Source organism: Streptomyces sp. NPDC097129 (assembly GCF_055668065.1).
In genome coordinates this window covers 32,724-59,492 of the sequence record NZ_JBVOQE010000006.1, presented here as the reverse complement: position 1 = coordinate 59,492, position 26,769 = coordinate 32,724, and the positions used below count along the sequence as shown (strand labels likewise).

Genomic DNA, 26,769 nt, shown 5'->3' with positions numbered 1-26,769 from the left:
GGGCGGGCGTCCACGGGCGGTGGCGTGAGGCGGACGTCCGCGGACGGTGGCGTGAGGCGGACGTCCGCGGACGGTGGCGCGGGGCGGGCGTCCGTCAGCCGGCGTGGCCGTCGGACCAGCGCCAGCGGCCCGCCGCGTCCTGCTCACAGGTCAGGTACTCGCCGCCCTTGCCGTAGGTGCTCAGGCCGTGGTGGCGGTTGGCGCAGAACTGGCCGTCGGCGTAGCAGTTGCCCGCGGGGCTGGTGATCGCGCAGGTCTTGCTGCCGCCGCCGGACCCGCCACTGGTCCCGCCGCTGGTCCCGCCGGTGGTCCCGCCGCTCGATCCTCCGCTCGTCCCGCCGCTCGATCCCCCGCCGGCGGCGGTCTTCGTCGGCTCGGGGGTGTGCAGCAGACGGCCGCCGCAGTCCCGCCCGTCCCGGGCGATGACGAAGGCGACGTCGAAGGAGGGGGCGCGGTCGTCGGGGTCGTCGATCTGCTCGCAGACCTTTTCGCTCGCGCCCCAGGAGGAGGCCGTCCGTCCGCCGCCGTCGAGGGACGCCCCGGTGCCCTGGAGGTAGACGGCGTAGCGCAGGCCGCTCGCGCGGGCGGCGGCGACGGCCCGGCCGACCGCCGTCCCGGTGTGGTCGCTGATCGTGACGACGGTGGGTTCGGCCGCCGGTGCCGGGCTGCTGCTCGCCGGTGACGGCTCGGGCGCCGGCGCGGAGGTGCTCGGCGCGGCGCTGGTCGCCGGCGTCGTCTGCTGGACGGCCTTGCCGTCGGTGTCGTCGGCCTGGCAGCCGGTGAGCACGAGCGCGGCGGCCGCGACGAGTGCGGCGAGTCCGCGGGCTCCGCTTCCGCGCAGGCGTCTGTGGCCACGTGTACCGATCATGAGATCCGCCCCCCTGGCGTACGTGTCGATTCGTGTATCCGGCATCTTGTACGGTTCACAGGATCTTCACAAGCGGTTGGCGCAAGAGTCGTGTGAACGGGGCGTATACGACCGGCCACCGGATCCGGCCACACGTTTGAGGGTTTCCGGTGCGGGCTAGGTTGAGGCGTATGGCTTCCACGCACGGTGCTGATCAGAGGGCTCGGGTGCTGGTCGCGTCCAACCGCGGCCCGGTTTCGTACGCGGTGGGCGACGACGGCTCGCTCATCGCCAGACGGGGCGGTGGCGGGCTGGTGTCCGGGCTGTCGGCCATCGGGCCGGAGGCGGGGGCGCTGTGGGTGTGCTCCGCGCTGTCCGACGGCGACCGCGAGGCGGTGCGGCGCGGGGTCGGCGAGCAGGGCGTGCGGATGCTGGACGTCCCGGCCGACGTGCACGCCGACGCCTACAACGGCATCGCCAACTCCGTGCTGTGGTTCGTGCACCACATGCTCTACCAGACACCCCTGGAGCCGGTCTTCGACGCGGAGTTCCGCCGGCAGTGGGCGTCGTACGAGACGTACAACCGCGCCTTCGCCGAGGCGCTGGCCGAGGAGGCGGCCGAGGGCGCGGTGGTCATCGTGCAGGACTACCACCTCACCCTGGTCCCGGGGATGCTCCGCGAGCTGCGGCCCGATCTGCGCATCGGGCACTTCTCGCACACCCCGTGGGCGCCGCCGGAGTACTTCCGGATGCTGCCGGACGACATCGCGCGGCAGGTGCTCGACGGGATGCTGGGCGCGGACCGGCTCGGCTTCCTCACCCGCCGCTGGGCGGACGCGTTCACGGCCTGCTGCGAGCAGTTCGCGGACGGGCTCGGGGACACCCGGATCGGGGTGCACGGGCTCGGCGCGGACGCCGACTTCCTGCGCGAACGCGCGCACCGGGAGGACGTCGGTGAGCGGATGGCGGCGCTGCGGGAGCAGATCGGCGCGGGCCGCAGGGCGATCGTGCGCGTGGACCGCACCGAGCTGTCGAAGAACATCGTGCGCGGGCTGCTGGCGTACCGGCAGCTGCTGGAGGACCACCCCGAGTGGCGCGAGCGGGTCGTGCACGTGGCGTTCGCCTACCCGTCCCGGCAGGACCTCGCCGTCTACCGGGACTACACCGCCGAGGTGCAGCGGGTGGCCGAGGAGATCAACGCCGCCTACGGCACGGACGGCTGGACGCCCGTCGTGCTGCACGTCGAGGACGACTTCGCGCGCTCGCTGGCGGCGTACCGGCTCGCGGACGTGGCGCTGGTCAACCCGATCCGGGACGGAATGAACCTGGTCGCCAAGGAGGTGCCGCTCGTCTCCGAGGAGGGCTGCGCGCTGGTGCTGTCGCGGGAGGCCGGGGCGTTCGAGGAGCTGGGCGAGGACGCGATCGCGGTCAATCCGTACGACGTGACCGGTACGGCGGCCGCGCTGCACGAGGCGCTGAGCATGCCGGCGAGCGAGCGCAACGACCGCGCGAAGCGGCTGGCGGCAGCGGCGACCGCGCTGCCGCCCGCCAAGTGGTTCCTGGAACAGCTCCAGGCGCTGCAGCAGGCCTGACCCCGCGCGGCCGGGGCGTCTCGCCCGCTAGACGGGCCGGGTCACCCGGTCCGCCAGCGCCGACAGCAGCCGTACGACTCCCTGCGGGCCGTCGACCACCACGTCGGCCCGTTTCGACAGCTCCGTGACCTCCGTGCTGCCGCTGCACACCAGCAGGCCCGGGACGCCCTCGGAGCGCAGGGCGTCGACGGCGGCGAAGGCGGGCAGGTCGCCCAGGTCGTCGCCGGCGTAGACGACGGACTCGGCGCCCACCGCGCGGACGTACTCCGTCAGCGCCACGCCCTTGTCGACGCCGGGCGGGCGCAGCTCCAGGACCAGGCGGCCCGGCTCGACGATCAGCCCGTGCCGCGCCGCCAGGTCCGCCAGCGGCTCGCGCAGCGCCTCGAACGCGGCCTGCGGGTCCTCGGCGCGGCGGGTGTGGACGGCGACCGCGCGGCCCTTCTCCTCGATCCAGGTGCCGCGCCAGGCGCCGACCGAGTCCAGCAGGCCGGGCAGTTCGGCGCGCACCGCGGCGACGCCGGGGTGGGGCGGCGGCGCGGTCAGCTCACCGGTGGCGGCCTCCCACCGCTCGGCGCCGTAGTGGCCGAGGACGACGAGGTGCTCCAGGCCCGGCACCCCCGCGAAGCCTCCGTGGCGTACGGCGACGCCCGCGGGGCGGCCGGTGACCACCGCGATCGAGGCGACCTCGGGCGCGAGGCGGGCGAGGGCCGATACCGCGTCCGGGTGGGCGCGGGCCTGCTCGGGGTCGGCGACGATGGGGGCGAGCGTGCCGTCGAAGTCGAGGCCGATCACCGCCTTGCCGGGGCGGGCGAGGACGGCGTCGAGGCCCTCGCGGCCCTGCGCGGTCACCGGTTCGGGAAGGTCCGTGGCGTGTGTGTCATGGCTGCCCATACCGCGAACCTATCCCCGAGGGGGCCCCGCCGAACCTGGAGAACGCTCTCGTCACCGCTCGGCGCGGCGGGCTTCCCGTATCCGTCTGAGCCGGTTCACCGTCACCGGGTCGTGGGCGAGGGCGCGGGTGTCGTCCAGCAGGGCGTTGAGCAGCTGGTAGTAGCGGACGGGGGCGAGGCCCAGCTCCTCGCGGACGGCGCGCTCCTTGGCGCCGGGGCCGGCAAAGCCCCGGCGCTCCAGCGCGAGGATGGCCTGCTCACGCTCGCCCAGCGGCGGCCGGCCCCGATCGGATGCGTCCATGCCCGAAACCGTACCGCCGCCCACTGACAGCCCCGCCAGGGTCTGTCGTTTGGATCAGGCCGGCTGTGAGGTGCGGTGCCTTTCGGGCTGGCCCGCGACGCCGGGTTGATCCAAACGACAGGCGCTACGGCTGCGCGCTGTCCGCCGCGACCGCCGCGGACTGGATCTGCCCGAGCACCGACACGGCGCTGCCGGCGGGGTCGACGGCCTGCCCGATCCGCTTCTTGATGTCGGCGCTGACCGACGCCCAGGACGTCTTGCCGACCGGGTACAGCTCGCTGAGCGGCAGCTGCTGCAGGAAGGGCCGGATGTCCCTGTCCTGGGCGGAGCCGCTCATCGTCGCGGAGGCGGAGGTGGTGACGGGCAGCAGGTCGTAGGTGCGGGAGAAGGCGAGGACGTTCTTCTCGTCGTAGACGAAGTCGAGGAAGTCGCGGATCTGCTCGCGGTGCCCGTTCTTCTTGAAGGCCGTCATCCAGTCGGCGACGCCCATCACCGACCGGCTGGGCCCGTTGACGCCCGGCATGGTGACCATGCCGAACTTCACGCCCTTCTTCGCGGCCATCTGCATCAGCGACGGATGCCCGTTGAGCATGCCGACCTGGCCGTCGGCGAAGGCGGTGAAGGCGTCGGCGCGGTTCAGCCTGCCGGGCGCGACGGGGCCGGTGAGGTCCTTGCCGACCAGCTCGTTCTTCAGCCAGGTGAAGGTCTGGACGTTCTGCGCGGAGTCCAGGCCGTAGGTGCCGACGGTGTCGACGTAGCCGCCCCCGCCGCTGAGCAGCCACTGCATGGTCTCCGCCTGCGCCTCCTCCGGCCCGAGCGGCAGCGCGTAGGGGAACTTCACGCCCTCGTCCTTGAGCGCCTGCGCGTCGGCGGCCAGCTCGGCCCACGTCTTGGGCGGGTCGATGTGCGCCTTGTCGAACAGGCTCTTGTTGTAGAAGAGCAGCCGGGTGGAGGCCGCGAACGGCATGCCGTACTGCACCCCGTGGACCTGCCCGGCCGACACCAGCTGGGAGACGAAGTCGGCCTGGGTGGAGATGGACAGGACGTCGTCGGCCCGGTACAGCTCGTCCTTGGCCGCGTAGTCGGCGTAGGCGCCGATCTGCGCCATGTCGGGCGCCCGGCCGGCGTCGGCCATCTCCTTGACCTTGCGGTCGACGTCGTTCCACGAGTAGACGCTGACGTCGATCTTCACGCCGGGGTGCTGCGCCTCGTAGTCCTTGACGAGGCCGTCCCAGTAGTGCCGGGAGCTGTTGGTGTCGTTGTCGCCGTAGTCGGCGGCGACCAGCTCGAGGGTCACGTCACCGGACCCACCGGTGACGCCGCAGCCGGTGAGCACCGCCGCCATGCCCAGCGCGGAGATCCCCGCGATCGTCGTCGTCCTTCGCCGCTGCACCGCTCCGGCTCCCCACCCCTCGAAGACGCCTGAAGACGTCTGCACCACTTTCCGATTAACGGATTAAGGTCTACACCATCACAGTGGACTAGACCTCTCCTAGGTAGCCGGTCCACACTGTCCCCCGTGAGACATGTCATCGCCCTCGACGTGGGCGGCACCGGGATGAAGGCCGCCCTGGTCGGGGCCGACGGCGAACTGCTCCACCAGGCACGCCGGCCCACCGGCCGCGAACGCGGACCGGACGCGGTCGTCGAGCACATCCTCGACTTCGCCGACGGCCTGCGCGCCCACGGCGAGGCGCACCTCGGCGAGCCTCCCGCCGCGGCCGGCGTCGTCGTCCCCGGCATCGTCGACGAACAGCGCGGCCTCGCCGCCTACGCCGCCAACCTCGGCTGGCGCGACCTGCCCCTGCGCGACCTGCTCGCGCAACGGCTCGGCGCGCCCGTCGCCCTGGGCCACGACGTACGGGCCGGCGGGCTCGCCGAGGGCCGCCTGGGCGCGGGCCGGGGCGCCGACCGCTACCTGTTCGTGCCGCTGGGCACCGGGATCGCCGGCGCGATCGGCATCGGCGGCCGGGTCGAGGCGGGCGCGCACGGCTTCGCGGGCGAGATCGGCCACATCGTCGTACGGCCCGGCGGCACCCCCTGCCCGTGCGGGCAGCGCGGCTGCCTGGAACGGTTCGCGTCCGCGTCGGCGGTCAGCCAGGCGTGGGCCGCGGCCTGCGGCGACCCGGACGCCGACGCCGCGGACTGCGCCAAGGCCGTCGCCTCCGGCGACCCGGACGCCGTCCGCGTCTGGCAGGAGGCGGTCGACGCCCTCGCCGACGGCCTGGTCACCGCGCTCACCCTGCTGGACCCGCGCACCCTGATCATCGGTGGCGGCCTGGCCGAGGCGGGGGAAACCTTGTTCACACCGCTGCGTGACGCGGTCGCGCGACGGGTCACCTTCCAGAAACTGCCGGAGATCGTCCCGGCTGCCCTGGGCGACACGGCCGGATGCCTCGGTGCCGGACTCCTGGCCTGGGACCTCCTCGACACCACGAACGGCAAGGAGGAAACGCCCTGATGGCAACGGTGAGAGGGGCGCGGGGCCCCGGTGAATACGCGGCTACCGCCGGGCGGGCGCGAGAAACCACGACGACGCCGCACCCCGCGACGCCCGGCACCCCCCTGGTGCTGTCCGGCGCCACGGTCGTCCTCCCCACGGGAGTCGTCCACGACGGCCGCGTGGTCGTGGACGGCACCCGCATCGCCGGTACGGCACCGCGGAACGCCCAGGTCGTCGACGTACGGAACCACTGGCTGATCCCCGGCTTCGTCGACCTGCACAACCACGGCGGCGGCGGAGCCTCCTTCACCTCCGGCACCGTCGAGGACGTCCTGAAGGGCATCCACACCCACCGTCTGCACGGCACCACCACCCTCGTCGCCTCCACCGTCACCGACGACATGGACTTCCTGACGGGGCGCGCCGGGATGCTGAGCGAGCTGGCCGAGCAGGGCGACATCGCCGGGATCCACTTCGAGGGGCCGTTCATCTCGCCGTGCCGCAAGGGCGCGCACTCCGAGGAGCTGCTGCGCCACCCGGAGCCGGCCGAGGTGCGCAAGCTGATCGACGCGGCGCGCGGGCACGCGAAGATGGTCACGCTCGCCACCGAGCTGCCGGGCGGCATCGACTCCGTACGGCTGCTCGCCGAGCACGGCGTGATCGCGGCGATCGGCCACACGGACGCGACGTACGAGCAGACCGTCGAGGCGATCGACGCGGGCGCCACGGTCGCCACGCACCTGTTCAACGCGATGCCGCCGATCGGCCACCGCGCCCCGGGGCCGATCACGGCACTGCTGGAGGACGAGCGGATCACGGTCGAGCTGATCAACGACGGTGTCCATCTGCACCCCGCCGCCCTGGAACTGGCGTTCCATCACGCGGGAGCGGACCGGGTCGCGTTCATCACGGACGCGATGGACGCGGCCGGCTTCGGCGACGGCCGCTACATGCTCGGCCCGCTGGAGGTGGAGGTCGCCGACGGGGTGGCGCGGCTGGTGGAGGGCGGCTCCATCGCGGGTTCCACGCTCACCCTGGACCGTGCGTTCAAGCGGGCGGTGACGGTGGACCGGCTGCCGGTCGAGGACGCGGTGCGGGCCCTGTCGGCCAACCCGGCCCGGCTGCTCGGCCTCGACGACCGCGTCGGCTCGCTGGAGCCGGGCAAGGACGCCGACCTGGTCCTGCTGGACGAACATTTCGACCTGAAGGGCGTCATGCGCCGCGGCGCCTGGGTGGTTGGCCCCCAACTGGCCTGATCCGTCCGCTCGTACGGAGGCGGTGGCCGGTCCCGGGGGTGGGCCGGGCGCCGTCTCTTTGGCATGATCGACCCTCCGGAAGTCCACGGTCAGCACACGTATTCGGGGGAGGTCGGCCCAGGTGATCCTCACGGTCACGCTGAACACCGCTCTCGACATCACCTACCGCGTCCGCTCCCTGCGGCCGCACGCCTCCCACCGGGTCTCGGACGTCCTGGAACGGCCGGGCGGCAAGGGGGTGAACGTGGCGCGGGTCCTCGCGGCGCTCGGCCACGAGGTGACGGTCACCGGTTTCGCGGGCGGCGCCACCGGGCGCGTCGTCCGTGACCTGCTGACGGACACGGACCGTGTGCGGGACGCGCTGGTGCCCGTCGCGGGCGCGACGCGCCGCACGATCGCCGTCGTGGACGAGCACAGCGGCGACACCACCCAGCTGAACGAACCCGGCCCGCTCGTCGCGCCGGCCGAGTGGGGCGCCTTCCAGGACCGTTACGCGGAGCTGCTCGCGTCCGCCTCGGCCGTGGCCCTGTGCGGCAGCCTGCCGCCGGGCGTCCCGGTGGGCGCGTACGCGGGCCTGATCCGCGCGGCGCGCGCCGCGGGCGTCCCCGTACTGCTGGACACCAGCGGCGAGCCGCTGCGCCGCGGGGTCGCCGCCCGCCCGGACATCGTCAAGCCCAACGCCGACGAGCTGGCGGAGCTGACGGGCTCCCACGAGCCGCTGCGCGCGACACAGGACACACGGCGGCGCGGGGCGCGCGCGGTCGTCGCGTCACTCGGCGCGGACGGCCTCCTGGCCGCCACCCCGGAGGGCCGCTGGCGGGCCACGCCGCCGGCCCGCGTCCACGGCAACCCGACCGGCGCCGGCGACTCCGCGGTCGCGGGCCTGCTGTCGGGCCTGGTGGAGGGCCTCGACTGGCCGGACCGCCTCACCCGGGCGGTAGCCCTCTCCGCAGCCACAGTCCTCGCCCCGACAGCGGGCGACTACGACACACGGGCGTACGAGGAGCTGAGAGCGAAGGTGGCGGTGACGGCGGAGGTCAGCGCGGCGTAGGGGCTCCTACTGGAGCCACAGCTGATCGAGATTCGCGTTGCACTGGTTGCCCTGGTTGCACACGATCTCGATGGTGTTGGTGCCCTTGGTCAGGTTGACGTTGGCCCAGGTGGTCTGCCAGCCCTTTTCCCAGTCGCCCGCAGGGGTGCCGCCGAAGTTCTTCATGTTCAGCGGCTGCGCGTTGGGAGTGCCGTTGACCACGAGGGTCGCATTCGCGTCGGCACCCGGGATGCCGTACCGCACATACAGGCGGTAAGACCCCTTGTCCTTGATGCCGTTGACCGTCCAGGTGACCTTGGCGCCGACGGTGTTGAAACCGGCCACATAGACGCCGCCGTCCGCCTTGGCGCCCTTCACGTCCGACGCCAGCGTCGCACCGCCCTCCAGGCGGAGCGCCTTCGCGTCGATCGTCGGCAGCTGCGCCGCCGTGTCGCCGCTCTCGCTCGGCGACGGGCTTGGGGTGGTGTTCTGCTGGGACTGGGTGGGGGCCGTGCCGGCCTGGTCGTTCTTCTTGTCGTCCGGGCTGGAGCTCATCATCGCCACGCCGATGCCGATCACCACCGCCGCGACGACGGCGATCGCGCCGATGAGCAGACCCTTGGTGTTCGGGCCCCGGCCCCGGCCGCCGGAACCGCCGACCGGCTGCTGCCGGCTGGTGGGCGCGCCGCCGGGGAACGTCTCGGGGGCCGCGTAGTGCGCGGTGGTCCTGCCGTAGGCACCCTGGGCACTCTGCTGCTGCGGAACCTGGCCGTACGGCGCGGCGGCCGGCGCCTGCTGCCCGTACTGCCGTTCCCCGACCGTGCGCACCCGGCTGACGGAGTTCGGGTAGCCGTAGCCTCCCGAGGGCGGCTGCGCACCCCGGGCCTGTCCGTCGGCGTAGAGGTAGCCGAACGGGTCGTCGTCCTCGGGGGTGCTCGGGCCGTTGTTGCCGGGCGTCATCCCTTCGTTCTCCTCAACAGGTGGGGGGCGGATGGGGTCCTTGGTGTGGGGTGTGGCAGAGGGCGAGCCTACCCGCTCCACAAGACCCAAACGGGTGACCGGGACCGCACCGCTCCCCCCGCAACTACGCTGACCTGCGGATTACCCCGCGCGCCTGTGCGCTTTGGGACGAGATCGTTTCTCGACGTACATCCGTTCGTCCGCCGACTTGAGGACCTCGTCGGCCGTCATGCCGCAGTGGGCCCAGCCGATGCCGAAGCTGGCGCCCACCCGCACGGCCCGTCCCTCGGCCCGGATCGGCTGGATGATCTCGTTGCGCAGGCGTACGGCGAGGTCCTGGGCGTCGGCGCGGCCGAGGCCGTCGGCGAGGATCACGAACTCGTCGCCGCCGAGCCGGGCGACGGTGTCGCCGTCGCGCACGCCGTTGCTGAGCCGCCGGGCCACCTCGATGAGGACCGCGTCGCCCGCGTTGTGCCCGAACCGGTCGTTGATCGACTTGAAGCCGTCGAGGTCGCAGAAGAGCACCGCGAGCCCCTTGGCGCCGTCGTCCCGCTCGCCCTCGGGGGCGACCGTGTGCACATGGTGGTCGTAGGCGTCGTAGCCGTCGGGGGCGGGCCGGAAGTCGAAGCCGTGGCCGTTCGCGTCGAAGGCGGCGGGGTGCCCGTAGGCGGGCTCGGCGATGTCGTGGGAGTCGTACGCGTCGAGCGCGGGATGGGCGCTCTGCGGCCGCCGGCACAGGCGGGCGGCGAGGCGCGAGCGCAGCTCGGCGGAGTTCGGCAGACCGGTGAGGGAGTCGTGCGAGGCGCGGTGGGCGAGCTGGAGCTCGCGGCGCTTGCGCTCCTCTATGTCCTCGACGTGGGTGAGCAGGAAACGGGGGCCGTCGGCGGCGTCGGCGACGACGGAGTTGCGCAGGGACACCCAGACGTAGGTGCCGTCACGGCGCCCCAGGCGCAGCTCGGCGCGGCCGCCCTCGGCGGAGGTGCGCAGCAGCGTGCCGATGTCCTCGGGGTGGACCAGGTCGGAGAAGGAGTAGCGGCGCATCGCGGAGGCGGGCCGGCCGAGCAGCCGGCACAGCGCGTCGTTGGTCCGCAGGATGCGGCCGTGCTGGTCGCCGCCCATCTCGGCGATGGCCATCCCGGAGGGGGCGTACTCGAAGGCCTGGCGGAAGGATTCCTCGCTGGCGCGCAGGGCCTGCTGCTCGCGCTCCAGGCGGACCAGGGCGCGCTGCATGTTGGCGCGCAGCCGGGCGTTGGATATCGCGATCGCGGCCTGGAAGGCGTACATCTGCAGCGCCTCGCGGCCCCAGGCGCCGGGCCGGCGGCCGTTGCGCGGCCGGTCCACGGACAGCACGCCGAGCAGCTCGCCGCGCGGGCCGCCCTGCGCGCCGGGCGCGTACATGGGGGCGAAGAGCCGGTCGGAGGGGTGCCACTCGTCCTCGAAGCGGGGCGCGGGCCCGTCGGTGTACCACTGCGGGACGTCGTCGTCGTCGAGGACCCAGCCCTCGGTGTGCGGGATGAACACCAGGTCGCCCCACTGCTCGCCCATCGCCAGGCGGCGGTCCCAGGACGGGCGGGAGCCGACGCGGCCGGTGATCAGGGTCTCGGCGGCGGAGTTCCCGGCGAAGGCGGCGACGACGAGGTCGCCGTCGGGGCGGACGAGGTTGACGCAGGCCAGCTCGTAACCGAGGGCGGTGACGACGCCGTCGGCGACGGTCTGCAGGGTGTCCGCCAGGCTGCGGGCGGTGTTCATGTCCGCCATGACCTGGTGCAGCTGCCGCAGGGACGCAAGACGGACATAGGGTTCCGACTCGGTCTCCATGCTCGCCCTCCCCCCGAGACTTCGCAGCGAATCAAGGGTTGTCGTCGGCGTATCGCCGTCTGAGCCTCGTGGCGTGTCGTACTGCGTCGTTCGCCACTGAATCACAGCGCGCTGCTCACTCGGTACACAGGGTCAACATTTCCTGTCCCTTGTGACTCAAGTCACAGCAAAACGTGAACAATGAAGTGGAGTTTCTGCGTTTTTCCTGTGCGTTAACCGCACGGACACTTTGCGAGTATGCGCCATCGACGGCCGTTCGGGGCCGAAGTCAGGCGGAAGACCTAGGTCCGCGCCCCGTCGGAGGTCCGATGCGGGGCCTGTGGAGCGGAGACTAGCGTTTCCGGCGTGCTGAAGACTTCCCCTGCCGTGCCCTCCCCCTTCACACCCGCCTCAGCCGGGCATGCTGAGGGGGTGAGTCACGACGAGTTCCGCGCCGCCATGTCCCGGCTCGCCGCCGGCGTCGTCCTGGTGACCGCGCAGGAGCCGCCACTCGATCCGGACGACCCGAACGCGCCCACCGGCGAGGACGTCGGCATGACCGCCACCGCGTTCATGTCGGTCTCCCTGGAGCCGCCCCTGGTCCTGGTCAGCCTGCGGGAGGGCTCCAGAATGGACGACCTGCTCGCCGAGCAGCCGCTGTGGGGCGTCTCCGTCCTCACCGAGAGCCAGCGCCACATCGCCGGCCGCTTCGCGATGAAGGGCCGCATCAGCGACCGCCTGCTCTTCGAGGACATCCCCTACGTGCGCGGCGAGGTGACCGACGCGCCCCTGGTGGGCGGCGCGCTGGCCACCCTGGAGTGCCGTACCGAGCAGCGCGTCGCCGCCGGCGACCACACGTTGGTGATCGGCCGCGTCCTGACGGCCCGGGTCCAGAGCGCCGACGGCGGACCGCTGATGTACTTCAAGGGGCGCTACCGGCATCTGGCGTGACGGACGAACGCGCCGGGCGGAGGGGGCGGGGCTCGCGTCGGGGGGCGGGGGCCGCGCACGGGGCGGGGCGCGCATCGGGAGCGGGGCCGCGCACGGGGCAGGCCGCGCGTCGGGGCGGGGCGTACGCATCGGGGGCGGGGCTCGCGCACGGGCGCGGGGCGGACGCATCGGGGGGCGGGCTCGCGCACGCGGGGGTCAGGCGCGCATCGGGGGCGGGCCCGCGCACGGGGGCGAGGCGCGCACCGGGGGCGGGCCCCCACACGGGCGCGGGGCGTACGCATCAGGCAAGGGCGCGCTCTTCGGGCAGGACGCGCGCCGGGGGAAAATCCTTCGCCCCGCTCTCACGGGCGCGTTTACGGTGCGGCGATGACGCACCTCGAAGAGATCACCCCGCGCACCTTCGACGCCGCCGTGGGCATCCGGGTCCGTCCCGGCCAGGAACACGCGGTCTCGCCGGTGATGCAGTCCCTCGCCGAGGCCTACGTCCATCCCGCGGGCGTCGCCTGGCCCCGGCTGATCGTCGACGGCGAGCGCGCGGTCGGCTTCCTGATGGCCTTCGTCGACATCGACTGGCACGGCGACGGCACCCTGCGCCGCTCGGGCCTGTGGCGATTGAACATCGCGGCGGACGCCCAGGGCCACGGCTACGGCCGCTTCGCGGTCCGGTCGGTGGCGGAGGAACTGCGCCGCCGGGGCGCCCGGCAGATGTACGTCAGCTGGCACCCCGGCCCCGACGGCCCGGAGGGCTTCTATCTGGGCCTGGGCTTCCGCCCGAACGGCGAGGTGAGCGGGGGTCAGACGGTGGGGGTGCTGGAGATCGGCTGACGGCGGCGCGCCGACGTCCCGGGCCCGGGAAGGTCCGCGTCGGGTCGGTCCGGATCCGGGAGGCCCCTACCCCGTCCAGTCCCGCCCCGTACGCCCCCGCTTGGTCTCGGCGCGCTGCTTCTTCTGGCGGAGCCGGCGTTCGTTGATGCCCCGCGGCACGCGCGTCGGCTTGCGTGGCTTCGGCGGCGGAGCCGTCGCCTGGGCGAGCAGGGCCGCCAGGCGCACCGCGGCGGCCTCCCGGTTGCGCCACTGCGACCGGTGCTCGGTGGCGCGCACGCTGAGCACCCCGTCGACCAGCCGCGGCCCGAGCCGCTCCAGCGCACGCTGCTTCCACACCTCGGGCAGCGCCTCGGTGCGGGCGAGGTCGAAGCGGACCTCGGCGGCGGAGTCGGACGTGTTGACGTGCTGTCCGCCGGGCCCCGACGACCGCGAGAAGCGCCACATCAGCTCGGCCTCGGGGAGCGCGACGGAACCGCGGATGAGATGGGGACCGGACATGGCGTCCATGTTCCCGTCCGGGCCCGGTCCACGTCATCCCATTTCCCGCGAGGTGCTGCTCACGCGGGTCCGTCGGGCCGGGTAAAAAAGGTAAAGCGAGCTGGAACCAACCGCAGGGCCGCGACGTTCGTAGGGATGACGGTAGCTTCGTCCCCAGTGCGAAGCCTCGTACACACAGCGCATCGAGGAAGGACTCCCGACCATGGCAGTAAGCCTGTCCAAGGGTGGCAACGTCTCGCTCACCAAGGAGGCTCCGGGCCTGACCGCCGTCACCGTGGGGCTGGGCTGGGACGTCCGCACCACCACCGGCACGGACTTCGACCTCGACGCGTCCGCGATCGCGGTCAACGGCCAGGGCAAGGTCTACTCCGACGCCCACTTCGTCTTCTTCAACAACAAGCAGACGCCGGACAACTCCATCGTCCACACCGGTGACAACCGCACCGGCGAGGGCGCCGGCGACGACGAGGCGATCAACGTCAACCTCGCCGCCCTCCCGGCCGACATCGACAAGATCGTCTTCCCGGTCTCCATCTACGACGCCGAGAACCGCGGCCAGAACTTCGGCCAGGTCCGCAACGCCTACATCCGCATCGTCAACCAGGCCGGTGGCGCCGAGATCGCGCGTTACGACCTGTCGGAGGACGCGGCGACCGAGACCGCCATGGTCTTCGGCGAGCTGTACCGCAACGGCGCGGAGTGGAAGTTCCGCGCCGTCGGCCAGGGTTACGCCTCGGGCCTGGTCGGCATCGCCCAGGACTTCGGCGTCAACGTCTGATCCGACGCCATGCAGTGCCGAGGCCCCCGGCCGGACACCGGGGGCTTCGGCGCACTACGGTCCCACCATGAGGCTCGACCCCCTCCCGCGCACCCCCGGCCGCGACATCCCCGCCCCGCTGCTCACCGAACTCACCGCGCTCTACGCCTCGAACCGTGAGTTCCAGGCCCTCAGCGGCGACTTCCCGGACCCGGACGACATCCGGCCGGAGCAGGTGGCGGCCGCGCTGGCCGACGAGTTGGCGCAACCGGACACGGAGGTGCTGCTGGCCCGCGGCCAGGGCCGGCTCGTCGGCGTGGCCATCACGCTCGCGCACCACCCCGACCCGGCCGACCCCGATCCGTGGATCGGGCTGCTGATGGTCGACGCGGGCGTGCACCGGCAGGGTTACGGCCGCAGGCTCGCCTCGGCCGTGGAGGACCGTTTCCGCGGGGCGGGCCGCACCGCCGTCCGGCTGGCCGTCCTCGCCGGCAACCCCAAGGCGCTGGCCTTCTGGACCTCCCTCGGCTACGAGGTGATCGACCACCGCTCCGACCGGCAACACGGCCGCGCCTGCGCGGTACTGCGCAAGGGGCTGACGGCGCTGACGGTGTGACACCTCGCGCGGCTCCCCCGCAAGCCGCTCACCGCGCTCGCCGTGGCCGGCCACGAGATGAGCCACGGCCTGACCGCCGCGACCGCCGGCCTCAAGTACAGCCTGCAGTCCGGGCCCGTGAGCGTCTGTCACGGGTGGTCCGGCCGCCCGTCGCCGTACAGCCAGTCCCGCCAGATGCCGGAGAAGTCCTTGCCGGGCTCCCGCTGCTCCACGTACGCGGTGAAGTCGGCGGTGGAGGCGTTGCCGTGGCGGTGGGCCGCGGCCCAGCCCTGCACGAGGTCGTAGAAGGCATCGTCGCCGACGGTCTGCCGGATCTTGTGCAGGACCATCGCGCCGCGCTGGTAGACCGGGTTCGCGGAGATCTCGGCCGCGCTGCCGGGCCGCCCCGGCGGGAAGTCCCACAGGTCCTCGTACTCCTCCTCCCCGTGGTCGTACAGCTCCTGGAAGCGCTGCTGGGCGCTCTGCCCGCCGTGGTCCTCCGCGTACAGCCACTCCGCGTACGTCGCGAAGCCCTCGTTGAGCCACATGTCCCGCCACGTCTTCGGCGTGACCGAGTCGCCGTACCACTGGTGGGCCAGCTCGTGGACGAAGGTCGCCGTGTCCGGGGCGCCGGGGAAGACGGGACGGGTCTGCGTCTCCAGCGCGTACGCCGCGTCCTCCTCCCGTTCGACGATCACGCCGGTGGAGGAGAACGGGTACGGGCCGAAGTTGAGCCGCAGCCAGTCCATCACCTCCGGCAGCTTCGCCAGCACCGCCCTGCTGTCCTCGTCGCTCACCGGGTCGACGGCGGTGTAGACCGGCAGCCGGTCCTCGCCGACGGTGCCGCGGTGGATGACGTACCGGCCGATGCCGAGGGTGGCGAGGTAGCTCGCCATGGGTTCGGCGGTGCGCCAGTGGAACGTGGTGCGTCCGTCCCGGGTGCTCTCGCCCCTCAGCTCCCCGTTGGACACGGCCGTCAGACCGTGCGGCACGGTCACCGTGATGTCGTACGACGCCTTGTCGGACGGGTGGTGGTTGCCGGGGAACCACGCCATCGAGCCGACCGGTTCGCCCAGCGCCAGGGCGCCGTCCTCCGTGTACAGCCAGCCCTCCTCGGAGCCGTCCGCGTCGGTGATCGTCTCGGGGGTGCCGGAGTAGCGGACGGTGACGCGGAAGGTCTTCCCCCGGTCGAGTTCGTCGTGCGGGCGGACGGTCAGCTCCTGGCCGGCCCGGCTGACGCGGGCGCCGGTGCCGTTGCCGTTGCCGTTGCCGTTGCCGGTGCCGGTGTCCTGGACGGTGACGTCCTCGACGGTCAGGCCCTTCAGATCGAGGTCGAACGCGGACAGGTCCTGCGTGGCGCGGGCGGTGATGTCCGCGCGGCCGGTGAGGCGGCGGGCGCCGGGGTCGTAGGCGAGGGTCAGCGCGTAGTGGGTGACGTCGTAGCCGCCGTTGCCGGCCTTCGGGAAGTACGGGTCGCGCAGGCCGGCGCCTCCCGGGGTGCCGTCGACACCGCCGCCGGTGCAGGCGGACAGCGCGAGCGCCAGCAGGAGCGCGGGGACGACGGGCGCTTTTCGGGACACGTCGGGAATCCTATGGTCGTCGGGCTGTTTCCCTGACAGACCGATGCGGGGGCGGTGGGGTTCGGTCCGGTTTCGGGCGGGGACTCGTTCGGTGGCGTGACACCATCGCCTACGTGCTCGACATCGGTTACGCCCTCTCCACCCGCTTCCCGGACCCGCCGCAGACGGACTACCGGCGCGCGGACGTCCGCGCCCTGCGCCACGACCTGTTCTGCGGGGACGTGTACCTCGCCGACACGAAGTCCGACCGGGAGTTGTCCACAGCCTGGGGATGGGTGCCGGTGCTGGACTTCGCGTGGGCGCTGTGCGACATCGTCGAGCGTGTCGACCGTGACCCGGCCGGCTCCCGCGCCGCCCGGCCGCAGCGCGCGGAGCTGGACTTCACCGAGTCCACCGACCGGATGCTGTTCGAGCGCCGCTTCGGCTGGGTGGACATCACCGCGGACTGGATGCCCGTGGAGGAGGCGCCGCTGTCCTTCTCCCACACCGAACTGCGGCGCGAGGCCCGGGACTTCCTGCACGATCTGATCGCCGACCTGTGCGACCTGCACGAGGACCTGGCGGACAATCCGGCGATCTGGACGCTCCAGGCCCGGTTTCCTCGGGTGTCCTGAGCCGCCCCTGCCCCCTCGCGGAGGGTGCCTTGCGTTCGCTCCCTTATGGTCATGCTCATGTCCCTCCACGATCGCTCCGCGCTCACCGGGCTCGCGCCCGGCGAGCAGCTTCTCGCCCATCACGTCGTCGTCCCCGTGAAGAGCGCCAAGGGCGTCAAACTGAACGTCCACGGCCACGGCAGGCTGGGCGGACAGCTCGGCGATCACCTCATGCAGAACTTCGGCGCCGCGAGCGGGGGAGCCGGCAGTGTCGCCGGCCAGCTGCCGCCGACCTCGGGTGCGCTGCTGATGCGGGTCACCGATCAGCGCGTCGGGCTGGTGCGCACCACCGACGGCGCGCCGGTGTGGGAGGTGCCGCGGGCGTGGGTGGTCCGTGTCGAGCGGCGGCCCCGGCTGCAGTTGATGGCGCGGTTCCGGGTGCACTACAGCGATGGGTCGTGGCTGGCGTTTCTGACGATGCGGCGGCGGACGATCGAGGGGTTGCGGGGGATGCTCGGCGGGTGAGGGGGCCTGCCGGTGGCTGTGGGGGATGCGGGTGCCTGCGGCGCCGGGTCGTCGTTTGTCTGCGGGTGCGTTGTGGCTGGTCGCGCAGTTCCCCGCGCCCCTTTTGTGCCTGCGGCGGCCCGTTGCGGTTGCGTCGTGGCGTGCGTCGCGCCTACCGGCGGTTTCTGAGTCGGGGCCGGGGTGGGGGGTGTCCGTCCTCGGTCCGGCCGCCCGTCCCCGACGAGGGGCGCCGTTGCCCGGTGCCGGACGCTGCGGGCGGACACCCCCCACCCCGTCCCCTTCCCGCCGTCGGCGACTGCGGGGCTCAGGGATCTACTCTGAGGCCCAGGCTCGCTGCCAGTTGTGGGGCCAGGTCCAGTAGTTGGGTCGTGCTGATGATCGCGCCGGCCATGCCTTCCAGGCCGTGGGTGATGTCCAGGGGGGTCGCGCCGCGCAGGTCCACGTCTGTCAGGGTGGCGCCGGTGAAGTCCGCGCCCTTGATCGCGCAGTCGGTGAACTCGACCCGTTCCAGGCGGGCGCGCGCGAAGTCCGGTTCCACCAGTACGCAGCCGGTGAAGACGACGTCCCGCAGACGGGCCCCGCGCAGGTTCAGGTAGTCGATCTTGCCGCCGCGGATCAGGACGCGTTCCAGGACCGCGCCGTGCAGCTGTACGCCGCCGAGGCGTGGGTCGAGCAGTTCGACGTCCCGCAGCGTCGATTCCGCGAGGTCCGTGCCGACGCCCCGTACATCGGACAGCACCGAGTCCAGTACGCGTGCGTGACGCAGCCGCGTGTCGTCCAGGGCGCAGCCTCTCAGCGCGCAGTCCATGAAGCGGGCGCCCGCGCCGTCCTCACCGGTCAGGTCGGTGCCCGCGAACTCCAGCCCGTCGTAGTCGCCGTCGGGTTCCAGCCCCCCTTTGTCGTACCGCTCGAGTCGTGGCAGGCGCACCTCCGGCCGCCGTGCCGCCTTCGCACCCGTTCCCCTTGCCATGCCCCCATGCTGCACCCGGCCACTGACAATCGCGCTGACCTGCGCGGACGCGGGCGATGCTCACCAGCGCGCTGACGGTCGTGGCGCCGGCGCTGGGACAGCGGCGCACGCTTGACCTCAAGCGCGCTTGAGGTCGAAGAGTGGGTCTCGCACGCACACGTCGTCGAACGGGGAACCTCATGCACGCGATCCGCCTTCACGCCTTCGGCCCCGCCGGGAACCTGACCCACGAGCAGGTCGAGGACCCGGTGCCGGCGCCCGGCCAGGTCCGTGTCGCCGTGGCCGCCGCCGGGGTGCACCTCCTCGACACGGCCCTGCGCGAGGGGCTGCGGGGACCCCTGCCCGAGCTGCCCACGCTGCCGACCGTCCCCGGTCGTGAGGTCGCGGGCACCGTGGACGCCCTCGGTGACGGTGTTGACCCGTCCTGGCTGGGCAAGCGCGTGGTCGCCCACCTCGGGTTCGCGCCCGGCGGCTACGCGGAGCTGGCCGTCACCGACGCGGCCCGTCTGCACGAGATCCCCGGGAACCTCGACGCGGCCCAGGCGGTCGCCATGATCGGCACGGGCCGTACGGCGATGGGGATCGCGCAGTTCGCGGACGACCTGGGCCCCGGCTCGGTGGCGGTGATCCCGGCGGCGGCGGGCGGCATCGGCACGCTGCTGGTGCAGTACGCCAGGAACACCGGCGCCACCGTCGTCGGGCTGGCGGGCGGCCCGCGCAAGACCGCCCGCGTCGAGGCGAACGGCGCCGACCTCGCCGTCGACTACACCGACCCCGCCTGGCCGGACAAGGTCCGCGCGTTCCTCGGCGGCCGGCCGGCCACCGTCGTCTTCGACGGCGTCGGCGGCGACGCGGCCCGCGAGGCGGTCGCCCTGCTGGGCCCCGGCGGCCGGCACCTGGTCTTCGGCTGGTCCGCGCAGGGCCTGCGCGACGGCGGGGCGTACCTCGTCGACGGCGTGTCCGAGCAGGTCCTCGGCCCGGTGATGCTCGCCCGGGCAGGCGGCCCCGACCCCCTGCGCACCCTCGAACTGCGCGCGCTCACCGAGGCCGCCGCGGGCCGGCTCGTCCCGGCCGTCGAACGCTTCCCGCTGGCCGGGGCGGCCGCCGCGCACCGCGCCCTCGAAAGCCGGCGCACGACCGGAAAGGTGGTCCTGGAGCCATGAACCGGCACCGCACACCCCGGGATGCACTACCTCCCGATTCGTGGTCTTCTGGCCGGGTGACCGTCACCCGAACAGGCCAACCCGCGACGGGAACGGACCCGCACCGCTGGTGGGGCCTGGTGATCATCGCCCTGGCCCAGCTGATGGTGGTGCTGGACGCCACCATCGTGAACATCGCGCTGCCCTCCGCGCAGCGCGACCTGGGCATGACCGACGCCAACCGGCAATGGGTGATCACCGCCTACACCCTCGCCTTCGGCGGACTGCTCCTGCTCGGCGGCCGGATCGCCGACCTCGTCGGCCGCAAACGCACCTTCGTCTTCGGCCTGGTCGGCTTCGCCGCCGCCTCCGCGCTCGGCGGCGCCTCCACCGGCGCCGGCATGCTCTTCGGCGCCCGCGCGCTGCAGGGCGTCTTCGCGGCCGTCCTCGCCCCGTCCGCGCTCTCCCTGCTGACGACGACGTTCACCGATCCCAAGGAACGCGGCAAGGCGTTCGGCATCTACGGCGCCCTCGCCGGCAGCGGTTCGGCGATCGGCTTCATCGTCGGCGGACTGCTCACCGAGTACCTGAACTGGCGCTGGTGCCTCTACGTCAACGTGCCCATCGCCGTCGTCGCCGTCATCGGCGCGCTCACCCTGCTGCACGACCGCCCCGGCCACGCCGGCGTCCGCCTCGACGTGCCCGGCGTCGTCCTCGGCTGCGGCGGCCTGGTGGCGATCGTCTACGGCTTCAGCGAGGCCCAGCCACGCGGCTGGACCGACCCGCTGGTCCTCGCCCTCTTCGCGGCCGGCGTCGTCCTGCTCGCCACGTTCGTCTGGTGGCAGACGCGGGCGCCGAGCCCCCTGCTCCCGCTGCACATCATCAAGGAACGCAACCGCGCGGGCTGCTTCCTGACCATGATGCTCGCGGTGATCGGCATGTTCGGGCTGTTCCTGTTCATGACCTACTACCTCCAGGTCATCCTCGGTTACTCGCCCGTCCGCACCGGCCTGGCCTTCCTGCCGCTGACCGCGGCGATCATCATCGGCTCCACCCAGATCTCCGCCCGCCTGCTGCACCACGTGGCGCCGCGCATGCTGATGGTCCCCGGGATGGTCCTCGCCGCCGGCGGCATGGTGATCCTCACGCAGATGACGGTGGACTCCTCCTACACGACGGAAATCCTCCCGGCGCTGCTGCTCATGGGCCTCGGCATGGGGCTGACCTTCATGCCGGTGTTCTCCACGGCCACCGCGGGCGTCGCCCCGCAGGACTCCGGCGTCACCTCGGCGACCGTGAACACCTCGCAGCAGGTCGGCGGCTCCATCGGCACGGCGCTGCTGAACACGGTCGCCACCACCAGCAGCGCCGCCTGGATCACCGCCCACCTGGCGAACCCCGGCCGGCGGGCGCTGATCATCCGCGAGGGCGTGGTCCACGGCTACACGGTCGCCATCTGGTGCGCGGCCGGGATCATGCTCCTCGCCGGGCTGGTGGCGGGCCTGATGGTCACCGCCCGCCCGCCGTCCCACGGGGCGCCGACGGAGACACCGGTGCCGGAGTCGGTGGCCTGACCGTTCCCGTCAGCTCCGCCCGGCCACCCGGTCCGCCAGCCGCGCCAGCCGGGAGGACTCGGCGCTGTGCGTCGTGCGCTCGCGGCGATCCGCCGCCCGGTACACGGCGTACATCCCCTGCACGCCCACCCAGCGGAACGGCTCCGGCTCCCACTTGCGCACCCGGTGCCCCACCCAGGGCAGCTCGGTCAGGTCGGTGCGCCCGCCCTGCCCGGAGTCCTGCTGCACCAGGTCCCGCAGCGTCCGCGCGGCCAGGTTGGTGGTGGCGACGCCCGAGCCGACGTAACCGCCCGCCCAGCCCAGCCCCGTCGACCGGTCGAGCGTCACCGTCGCGCACCAGTCCCGCGGCACGCCCAGCACGCCCGACCAGGCGTGCGCGATGCCCACACCCGCCAGCGACGGGAAGAACCGCACGAGGATCTCCCGCAGCGCCGAGACCGTCGCGTCCTGCGTGCGCCCGTCGTTGTCGGTCTGCGAGCCGAAGCGGTACGGCACCCCGCGTCCGCCCAGCGCGATCCGCCCGTCGGCGGTCCGCTGCGCGTACATGTAGGCGTGCGCCATGTCCCCCAGCGTCTCCCGGCCGTCCCAGCCGAGCTGCGCCCACTGCTCCTCGCTCAGCGGCTCGGTGGCGATCATCGAGGAGTTCATGGGCAGCCAGGTACGCCGCTGCCCCTTCAGCGCGGCCGTGAAGCCCTCGGTGCAGCGCAGCACATACGGCGCCCGCACGGTCCCGTAGGGCGTCACCGCGTGCCGGGGCCGGATCTCGGTCACCGGCGTCGACTCGTGGATCGTCACCCCGAGCGCCTCGGCGGCCGCCGCGAGCCCCTTGACCAGCTTCACCGGGTGCAGCCGGGCCCCGTGCGGCGTCCATGTCGAGCCCACCGCGTGCGCCACGCGGATCCGCTCGGCGGTCTCCCGCGCGCCGTACAGTTCACGGTCCTTCTCCCCGAAGGCGACCTCCGCCGCGTGGAAGGACTTCAGCCGGGCCAGCTGAGCCGGAGTCGTCGCCACCTCCAGCACACCGCCCTTGTGCAGGTCCGCGTCGATGCCCTCGGCCTCGGCGACCGCGATCACCTCGTCGACGGTGTCGTTCATCGCCTGCTGCAACCGCGCCGCCGCCTCCCGGCCGTGCAGCTTCGCGTACCGGTCACGCCCGGCGATGCCGTTGTACAGCCAGCCCCCGTTGCGCCCGGAGGCGCCGTATCCGCAGAACTTCTGCTCCAGCACGACGACCCGCAGGAAGGGAGCGGCCTTCTTCAGGTAGTACGCCGTCCACAGACCCGTGTATCCGCCGCCGACGATCACCACGTCGGCGGACGTGTCACCGGGCAGCGGCTCCCGCACCGGGGGAAGGCCGTCGTCCGCGTACCAGAAGGAGATGCCGCCGTTCACGACACTGCTGCTCATGAGAGCGGACGTTAACCCGTCGGCGTGACGCCTGTCTCCTTCGGATTCCGTGGAATTTCCCGCCCCCGCGTCAGCGGATGACACCCGAGGCCGATCAGCAGCGACGCGAAGTGCCCGAGATCGGTGAAGGTCGGCCCGGCCGCGAGCGGAAGGCCGTAGAAGACCAGCACCGCGAACAGGTACACGTACCGCCACGGCCCCGGGATCCGGTACGTCAGCACGCCCACCACGCCCGCCAGCGCGTAACTCACCCCGATGTCCAGCGCGTCGGCCTCCGAGTGCGGGGCGAGCCCGCGGCGGATCGCGACGAGCAGCACGCCCTGGCTGAGCAGCGTGGCCAGCACATGCGCCGCCACGCACACCACCAGCCACCGCACCGTCCCCAGCCACCGCTCGGCCGGCGCGTGGAAGACGCTGTACAGCACGGCGTACGGCAGCCAGCGTCCGCCGTCGATCCACATCGCGCTGGCGATCAGCACCCGCACCGGGTTCTGCGACAGCTCCTCCAGGTTCGTCGAGCGCTGCCGCAGGAACTCGCGCTCGAAGTCCGGCGACATGTGGTGCAGGGCGACCGTGGTGACGAACAGGACCGTCAGCCAGACGTACGTCCCCGGCGCGCTGCGGACGTAGGCCACGGCCCGGCGCAGACCCCGCGTAATTCGCATGAGCCGATTCACGCACAGCAGTATGGTCCGCCTGGTGATCGACATTCCGGGCGAGCTGGCGGCGTCACAGGCGGAGTACAACGGCGAGGCGGGCCGCGCGTTCGTCGCGCGCCTGCCGGAGCTGGCGGCGCGCTTGCTGGACCAGTGGCAGCTGCGGCTGGACGGCCCGTCGATGCACGGGGTGTGCGCCCTGGTCCTGCCGGTCGTCCGCGCCGACGGACTGCGCGCCGTCCTCAAGCTCCAGCTCCTCGACGAGGAGAGCGCGGGCGAACCGGTCGCCCTGCGCCGGTGGGACGGCGACGGCGCGGTACGCCTGATCGGCCACGACGAGCCCACCGGCACGATGCTCCTGGAACGCCTCGACTCCTCCCGGACGCCGGCCCGCCTCCCCGGCGCCCACGAGGCGGTCGAGGTGATCGCCGCCCTGCTGGCCCGCCTCAACGCCACCCCCGCCCCACCGGGCCTGCGCCGCCTCGGCGACATCGCGCGGAAGATGCTCGACCGCACCCCCGGCGCGCTGCCCCGCATCCCCGACCCGGAGGGCCGCCGGATCGTCGCCGACTGCGCGGCGGCCGTACGCGAGGTCGTCGCCGAACCCGGCGACCGTCTGCTGCACTGGGACCTGCACGACGAGAACGTCCTGGCCGCCGACCGCGCCGACTGGCTCGCCATCGACCCCAAACCCCTCGCCGGCGACCCCGGCTTCGAACTCTGGCCGGCCCTCGCCGGCCGCTACGACCCCGACGCCGTCCGCCGGCGCTTCGACGCGATGACCGCCGTCATGGGCCTCGACCGGGACCGCGCCCGCGCCTGGACCCTGGGCCGCGTCCTCCAGAACGCCCTGTGGGACATCGAGGACGGCCGCCCCCTGGACCCGGTTCACCTCGACATCGCCCGCCGTCTGCGCCCGCCGGCAACCACCCCGATCCGTCCCTGAGGACCTGAGGAGAAAAGCCCGATGATCCGCCCCGCCACACCCGCCGACGTCCCCGTCATCCACACCCTGATCCACGAACTGGCCACCTACGAGAAGGCGCCGCACGAGGTCAGAGCGACACCCGAGCAGCTTGGCGACGCCCTCTTCGGGGACCGTCCCGCCGCCTTCGCGCACCTCGCCGAGGACGACGACACCGGCGAAGCGGTCGGCTTCGCGCTGTGGTTCCTGTCCTTCTCCACCTGGCGCGGGGTGCACGGCATCTACCTGGAGGACCTCTTCGTACGCCCCGAGACCCGCGGCGCCGGCCACGGCAAGGCCCTGCTGACCGAACTGGCCCGCATCTGCACCCGCCGCGGCTACCAGCGCCTGGAGTGGTCGGTCCTGAACTGGAACGAACCCGCGATCGGCTTCTACGAGTCCCTCGGCGCCCGCCCCCAGGACGAATGGACGGTATACCGCCTGACGGACGAGTCCCTGACCCGGCTCGGCACGCAATGAACGAAAGCCCAGGCCGGCAACGGCCGGCCCGGGCTCCCTCGGAGCCCCCTGTCGGATTCGAACCGACGACCTTCGCTTTACAAGAGCGGTGCTCTACCAGCTGAGCTAAGGAGGCCCGGGTCCGTACAACGGACACGCCCGTGCAGTGTACCTATCTCCCGAGGCGCCCCGATCGAAAATTTCCGCGAAGTTCACAGGGGCTCGCCTACTGACAGACCAGGTGAACGCCAGGTACCGTCCTGAGCCAGTTCACCTGCGTGGACTACACCAACCACCTTCCTACAACGGATCGTCCGGCACGTTCCTGCCGGTAGAAGGGGGCCCATTCACCATGGCCACTGTCACGTTCGACAAGGCGACCCGGATCTACCCGGGTTCCGACAAGCCCGCCGTCGACGCCCTGGACATCGAGATCGCCGACGGGGAGTTCCTCGTCCTGGTCGGTCCGTCCGGCTGCGGCAAGTCCACCTCCCTGCGGATGCTCGCGGGCCTGGAGGACGTCAACGGCGGCGCGATCCGCATCGGCGACCGCGACGTCACGCACCTGCCGCCGAAGGACCGGGACATCGCCATGGTGTTCCAGAACTACGCGCTCTACCCGCACATGTCGGTCGCCGACAACATGGGCTTCGCCCTCAAGATCGCCGGCGTCAACAAGGCGGAGATCCGGCAGAAGGTCGAGGAGGCCGCGAAGATCCTCGACCTCACCGACTACCTGGACCGCAAGCCGAAGGCGCTCTCCGGCGGCCAGCGCCAGCGTGTGGCGATGGGCCGCGCGATCGTCCGCGAGCCGCAGGTCTTCCTCATGGACGAGCCGCTGTCCAACCTCGACGCCAAGCTCCGCGTCTCCACCCGCACCCAGATCGCCTCGCTGCAGCGCCGTCTGGGCATCACCACGGTCTACGTCACCCACGACCAGGTCGAGGCCCTCACCATGGGCGACCGGGTCGCGGTCCTCAAGGACGGTCTGCTCCAGCAGGTCGACACCCCGCGCAACATGTACGACAGGCCCGCCAACCTCTTCGTGGCCGGCTTCATCGGCTCCCCGGCGATGAACCTCGTCGAGGTCCCGATCACCGACGGCGGCGTGAAGTTCGGCAACAGCGTCGTGCCGGTCGACCGTGACGCGCTGTCCGCCACCACCGACAAGACGGTCACCGTCGGCGTCCGCCCCGAGCACTTCGACGTGGCCGGCCCCGACGCCGACCTCGGTGTCCCGGTCATCGTCAACGTCGTGGAGGAGCTGGGCTCCGACGCGTTCGTCTACGGCACCGCGAAGGTCGGCAGCGAGACCAAGGACCTCGTCGTCCGCGTGGGCGGCCGCGAGGTGCCGGAGAAGGGCAGCACGCTGCACGTCGTGCCCCGCTCGGGCGAGACCCACGTCTTCTCCACCTCGACGGGCGCGCGCCTGTCGGACTGACCTTCCGGCGCATGATTCACCCAGGTTGACGAAGAGGGCCCCGCGGACTGCCGCGGGGTCCTTCTCGTTGTCGACAAATACCCCGGCAAACCCACCGTTTCGATCAGCATGCGTCAACCCGCTACCGCGAAATCCCCCCTCCCTCATCCCCCGAATGGGTGACTAAATGTCGCCAAATCATTACCGGGCGCTACCCTCACACGCGTGAAGCACTCCACCACCCAACAGACGCGACGCGGCCACCAGGGCCCCGCCCGCCGCATCGGCCGCTCCCTCGCCCTCGTCCTGCCCGTCGTCCTGGTGCTCTCCGGGACCCTCGCCGTCACCCGGGTCAACTGGTCCGGGAACCCCGCGGACTCGGTGCTCACCGCCACCGACGTCACGAGCGCGGCGAACGCCAAGAACACCGCCCGCCGCGCTCCCCAGGACGTCCTGCGCGACCAGCTCCTCACCGAGCTCCAGCAGAAGGATCCCGGCATCGCCCTGACCCACCTCCAGCAGGTCGTCAACGACAAGCCGTCGCTGGCCAGGCACTGCACCTCCATCGCCCGGGCGCTGGGCCGCGCGGCCGTCCGCATCTACGGCCCGTCCCGCGCCCAGTCCTTCGCCCGCCCGGTCTGCGACACGTCGTACGCCTCGGGCATCCTGGCGGCCGGCAGCTGACGCCCGCCGAGGGACCCATGCCACGGCGTCGCCGCACCCGCACCCGGCGGGAA

General features: G+C 72.5%; 27 protein-coding genes and 1 tRNA gene. 16 read left to right on the top strand and 12 right to left on the bottom strand.

Annotated elements, in window-relative coordinates:
* Positions 1–94 precede the first annotated feature (94 nt).
* Positions 95–868: a hypothetical protein gene (locus AC0B9F_RS18750; RefSeq protein WP_472003932.1), complete on the bottom strand. Its 774-nt coding sequence runs from the start codon at positions 866–868 to the stop codon at positions 95–97.
* A gap of 170 nt (positions 869–1,038) precedes the next feature.
* On the opposite strand from AC0B9F_RS18750, the gene AC0B9F_RS18745 reads away from it, so the two are divergent.
* Complete coding sequence (locus tag AC0B9F_RS18745) at positions 1,039–2,439, top strand: alpha,alpha-trehalose-phosphate synthase (UDP-forming) (RefSeq protein WP_472003930.1); 1,401 nt, start codon at positions 1,039–1,041, stop codon at positions 2,437–2,439.
* Between the two features lie 27 nt (positions 2,440–2,466).
* On the opposite strand, the gene otsB is transcribed toward AC0B9F_RS18745, so the two are convergent.
* The 3 genes from otsB to AC0B9F_RS18730 form a co-directional block, all read right to left on the bottom strand.
* A complete protein-coding gene (gene otsB, locus AC0B9F_RS18740) occupies positions 2,467–3,330 on the bottom strand; it encodes a trehalose-phosphatase (protein ID WP_472003928.1) in 864 nt (287 codons plus the stop codon).
* Between the two features lie 51 nt (positions 3,331–3,381).
* Complete coding sequence (locus AC0B9F_RS18735; protein ID WP_472003926.1) at positions 3,382–3,630, bottom strand: DUF3263 domain-containing protein; 249 nt, start codon at positions 3,628–3,630, stop codon at positions 3,382–3,384.
* A gap of 124 nt (positions 3,631–3,754) precedes the next feature.
* On the bottom strand, positions 3,755–5,023 hold the full coding sequence (locus tag AC0B9F_RS18730) for an ABC transporter substrate-binding protein (protein WP_472004556.1): 1,269 nt from the start codon (positions 5,021–5,023) through the stop codon (positions 3,755–3,757).
* Between the two features lie 126 nt (positions 5,024–5,149).
* On the opposite strand from AC0B9F_RS18730, the gene AC0B9F_RS18725 reads away from it, so the two are divergent.
* The 3 genes from AC0B9F_RS18725 (at position 5,150) to AC0B9F_RS18715 (ending at position 8,380) form a co-directional block, all read left to right on the top strand.
* Entirely contained in the window at positions 5,150–6,091 is a 942-nt protein-coding gene (locus tag AC0B9F_RS18725) for an ROK family protein (protein ID WP_472003924.1), read from the top strand.
* Positions 6,091–7,329 carry an N-acetylglucosamine-6-phosphate deacetylase gene (gene nagA / locus AC0B9F_RS18720; RefSeq protein WP_472003922.1) on the top strand — a complete coding sequence of 413 codons (1,239 nt, stop codon included), beginning with the start codon at positions 6,091–6,093 and terminating at the stop codon, positions 7,327–7,329. The genes AC0B9F_RS18725 and nagA overlap by 1 nt, the downstream gene beginning before the upstream one ends.
* 121 nt (positions 7,330–7,450) lie before the next feature.
* The gene (locus AC0B9F_RS18715; protein ID WP_472003920.1) at positions 7,451–8,380 is read left to right on the top strand and encodes a 1-phosphofructokinase family hexose kinase; all 930 of its coding nucleotides are present in this window, start codon (positions 7,451–7,453) and stop codon (positions 8,378–8,380) included.
* Between the two features lie 6 nt (positions 8,381–8,386).
* Here AC0B9F_RS18715 and AC0B9F_RS18710 read toward each other — a convergent pair whose 3' ends face one another.
* Positions 8,387–9,319 carry a carbohydrate-binding protein gene (locus tag AC0B9F_RS18710; RefSeq protein ID WP_472003918.1) on the bottom strand — a complete coding sequence of 311 codons (933 nt, stop codon included), beginning with the start codon at positions 9,317–9,319 and terminating at the stop codon, positions 8,387–8,389.
* A gap of 141 nt (positions 9,320–9,460) precedes the next feature.
* On the bottom strand, positions 9,461–11,137 hold the full coding sequence (gene cdgB / locus AC0B9F_RS18705; RefSeq protein WP_472003916.1) for a diguanylate cyclase CdgB: 1,677 nt from the start codon (positions 11,135–11,137) through the stop codon (positions 9,461–9,463).
* Between the two features lie 345 nt (positions 11,138–11,482).
* On the opposite strand from cdgB, the gene AC0B9F_RS18700 reads away from it, so the two are divergent.
* Both AC0B9F_RS18700 and AC0B9F_RS18695 read left to right on the top strand, forming a co-directional pair.
* Positions 11,483–12,067 (top strand): flavin reductase family protein, encoded by a 585-nt coding sequence (locus AC0B9F_RS18700; RefSeq protein WP_472003914.1) that lies wholly within the window; start codon positions 11,483–11,485, stop codon positions 12,065–12,067.
* A gap of 366 nt (positions 12,068–12,433) precedes the next feature.
* Positions 12,434–12,892 carry a GNAT family N-acetyltransferase gene (locus AC0B9F_RS18695; protein ID WP_472003912.1) on the top strand — a complete coding sequence of 153 codons (459 nt, stop codon included), beginning with the start codon at positions 12,434–12,436 and terminating at the stop codon, positions 12,890–12,892.
* 66 nt (positions 12,893–12,958) lie between these two features.
* Here the strand turns inward: AC0B9F_RS18695 and arfB are convergent, their stop codons facing one another.
* Entirely contained in the window at positions 12,959–13,399 is a 441-nt protein-coding gene (gene arfB, locus AC0B9F_RS18690; protein ID WP_472003910.1) for an alternative ribosome rescue aminoacyl-tRNA hydrolase ArfB, read from the bottom strand.
* A 193-nt stretch (positions 13,400–13,592) separates the two neighbouring features.
* Here arfB and AC0B9F_RS18685 point away from each other — a divergent pair, with 193 nt between their 5' ends.
* Together AC0B9F_RS18685 and AC0B9F_RS18680 are read left to right on the top strand one after the other, a co-directional pair.
* Positions 13,593–14,168 carry a TerD family protein gene (locus AC0B9F_RS18685; RefSeq protein ID WP_031170907.1) on the top strand — a complete coding sequence of 192 codons (576 nt, stop codon included), beginning with the start codon at positions 13,593–13,595 and terminating at the stop codon, positions 14,166–14,168.
* Between the two features lie 67 nt (positions 14,169–14,235).
* Positions 14,236–14,763 carry a GNAT family N-acetyltransferase gene (locus AC0B9F_RS18680; protein WP_472003908.1) on the top strand — a complete coding sequence of 176 codons (528 nt, stop codon included), beginning with the start codon at positions 14,236–14,238 and terminating at the stop codon, positions 14,761–14,763.
* Between the two features lie 128 nt (positions 14,764–14,891).
* Here AC0B9F_RS18680 and AC0B9F_RS18675 read toward each other — a convergent pair whose 3' ends face one another.
* Entirely contained in the window at positions 14,892–16,322 is a 1,431-nt protein-coding gene (locus AC0B9F_RS18675) for a M1 family metallopeptidase (RefSeq protein WP_472003906.1), read from the bottom strand.
* 113 nt (positions 16,323–16,435) lie between these two features.
* On the opposite strand from AC0B9F_RS18675, the gene AC0B9F_RS18670 reads away from it, so the two are divergent.
* Together AC0B9F_RS18670 and AC0B9F_RS18665 are read left to right on the top strand one after the other, a co-directional pair.
* Positions 16,436–16,936, top strand: a complete 501-nt coding sequence (locus tag AC0B9F_RS18670) for a hypothetical protein (RefSeq protein WP_472003904.1) — start codon at positions 16,436–16,438, stop codon at positions 16,934–16,936.
* 57 nt (positions 16,937–16,993) lie between these two features.
* The gene (locus AC0B9F_RS18665) at positions 16,994–17,440 is read left to right on the top strand and encodes a hypothetical protein (protein ID WP_472003902.1); all 447 of its coding nucleotides are present in this window, start codon (positions 16,994–16,996) and stop codon (positions 17,438–17,440) included.
* A gap of 304 nt (positions 17,441–17,744) precedes the next feature.
* Here AC0B9F_RS18665 and AC0B9F_RS18660 read toward each other — a convergent pair whose 3' ends face one another.
* On the bottom strand, positions 17,745–18,410 hold the full coding sequence (locus AC0B9F_RS18660; RefSeq protein ID WP_472003900.1) for a pentapeptide repeat-containing protein: 666 nt from the start codon (positions 18,408–18,410) through the stop codon (positions 17,745–17,747).
* Between the two features lie 179 nt (positions 18,411–18,589).
* Between AC0B9F_RS18660 and AC0B9F_RS18655 the strand changes: the two genes are divergently transcribed.
* Positions 18,590–19,573, top strand: coding sequence for a zinc-binding dehydrogenase (locus AC0B9F_RS18655; RefSeq protein ID WP_472003898.1), 984 nt, complete (start codon positions 18,590–18,592; stop codon positions 19,571–19,573).
* A gap of 56 nt (positions 19,574–19,629) precedes the next feature.
* Positions 19,630–21,126: an MFS transporter gene (locus AC0B9F_RS18650; RefSeq protein WP_472003896.1), complete on the top strand. Its 1,497-nt coding sequence runs from the start codon at positions 19,630–19,632 to the stop codon at positions 21,124–21,126.
* A 9-nt stretch (positions 21,127–21,135) separates the two neighbouring features.
* On the opposite strand, the gene AC0B9F_RS18645 is transcribed toward AC0B9F_RS18650, so the two are convergent.
* Both AC0B9F_RS18645 and AC0B9F_RS18640 read right to left on the bottom strand, forming a co-directional pair.
* A complete protein-coding gene (locus tag AC0B9F_RS18645) occupies positions 21,136–22,533 on the bottom strand; it encodes an NAD(P)/FAD-dependent oxidoreductase (RefSeq protein WP_472003894.1) in 1,398 nt (465 codons plus the stop codon).
* Positions 22,534–22,544: 11 nt separating this feature from the next.
* Entirely contained in the window at positions 22,545–23,198 is a 654-nt protein-coding gene (locus AC0B9F_RS18640; protein WP_472003892.1) for a rhomboid-like protein, read from the bottom strand.
* Between the two features lie 22 nt (positions 23,199–23,220).
* On the opposite strand from AC0B9F_RS18640, the gene AC0B9F_RS18635 reads away from it, so the two are divergent.
* Together AC0B9F_RS18635 and AC0B9F_RS18630 are read left to right on the top strand one after the other, a co-directional pair.
* A complete protein-coding gene (locus AC0B9F_RS18635) occupies positions 23,221–24,135 on the top strand; it encodes an aminoglycoside phosphotransferase family protein (RefSeq protein WP_472004554.1) in 915 nt (304 codons plus the stop codon).
* Between the two features lie 21 nt (positions 24,136–24,156).
* Positions 24,157–24,633 carry a GNAT family N-acetyltransferase gene (locus AC0B9F_RS18630; protein ID WP_472003890.1) on the top strand — a complete coding sequence of 159 codons (477 nt, stop codon included), beginning with the start codon at positions 24,157–24,159 and terminating at the stop codon, positions 24,631–24,633.
* A gap of 42 nt (positions 24,634–24,675) precedes the next feature.
* Here AC0B9F_RS18630 and AC0B9F_RS18625 read toward each other — a convergent pair.
* Positions 24,676–24,748: transfer RNA gene (locus tag AC0B9F_RS18625), tRNA-Thr, on the bottom strand.
* Between the two features lie 216 nt (positions 24,749–24,964).
* Here AC0B9F_RS18625 and AC0B9F_RS18620 point away from each other — a divergent pair.
* On the top strand, positions 24,965–26,053 hold the full coding sequence (locus tag AC0B9F_RS18620) for an ABC transporter ATP-binding protein (protein ID WP_472003888.1): 1,089 nt from the start codon (positions 24,965–24,967) through the stop codon (positions 26,051–26,053).
* Between the two features lie 204 nt (positions 26,054–26,257).
* Positions 26,258–26,716 carry a hypothetical protein gene (locus AC0B9F_RS18615; protein ID WP_472003886.1) on the top strand — a complete coding sequence of 153 codons (459 nt, stop codon included), beginning with the start codon at positions 26,258–26,260 and terminating at the stop codon, positions 26,714–26,716.
* The last annotated feature ends 53 nt before the right edge of the window (positions 26,717–26,769 follow it).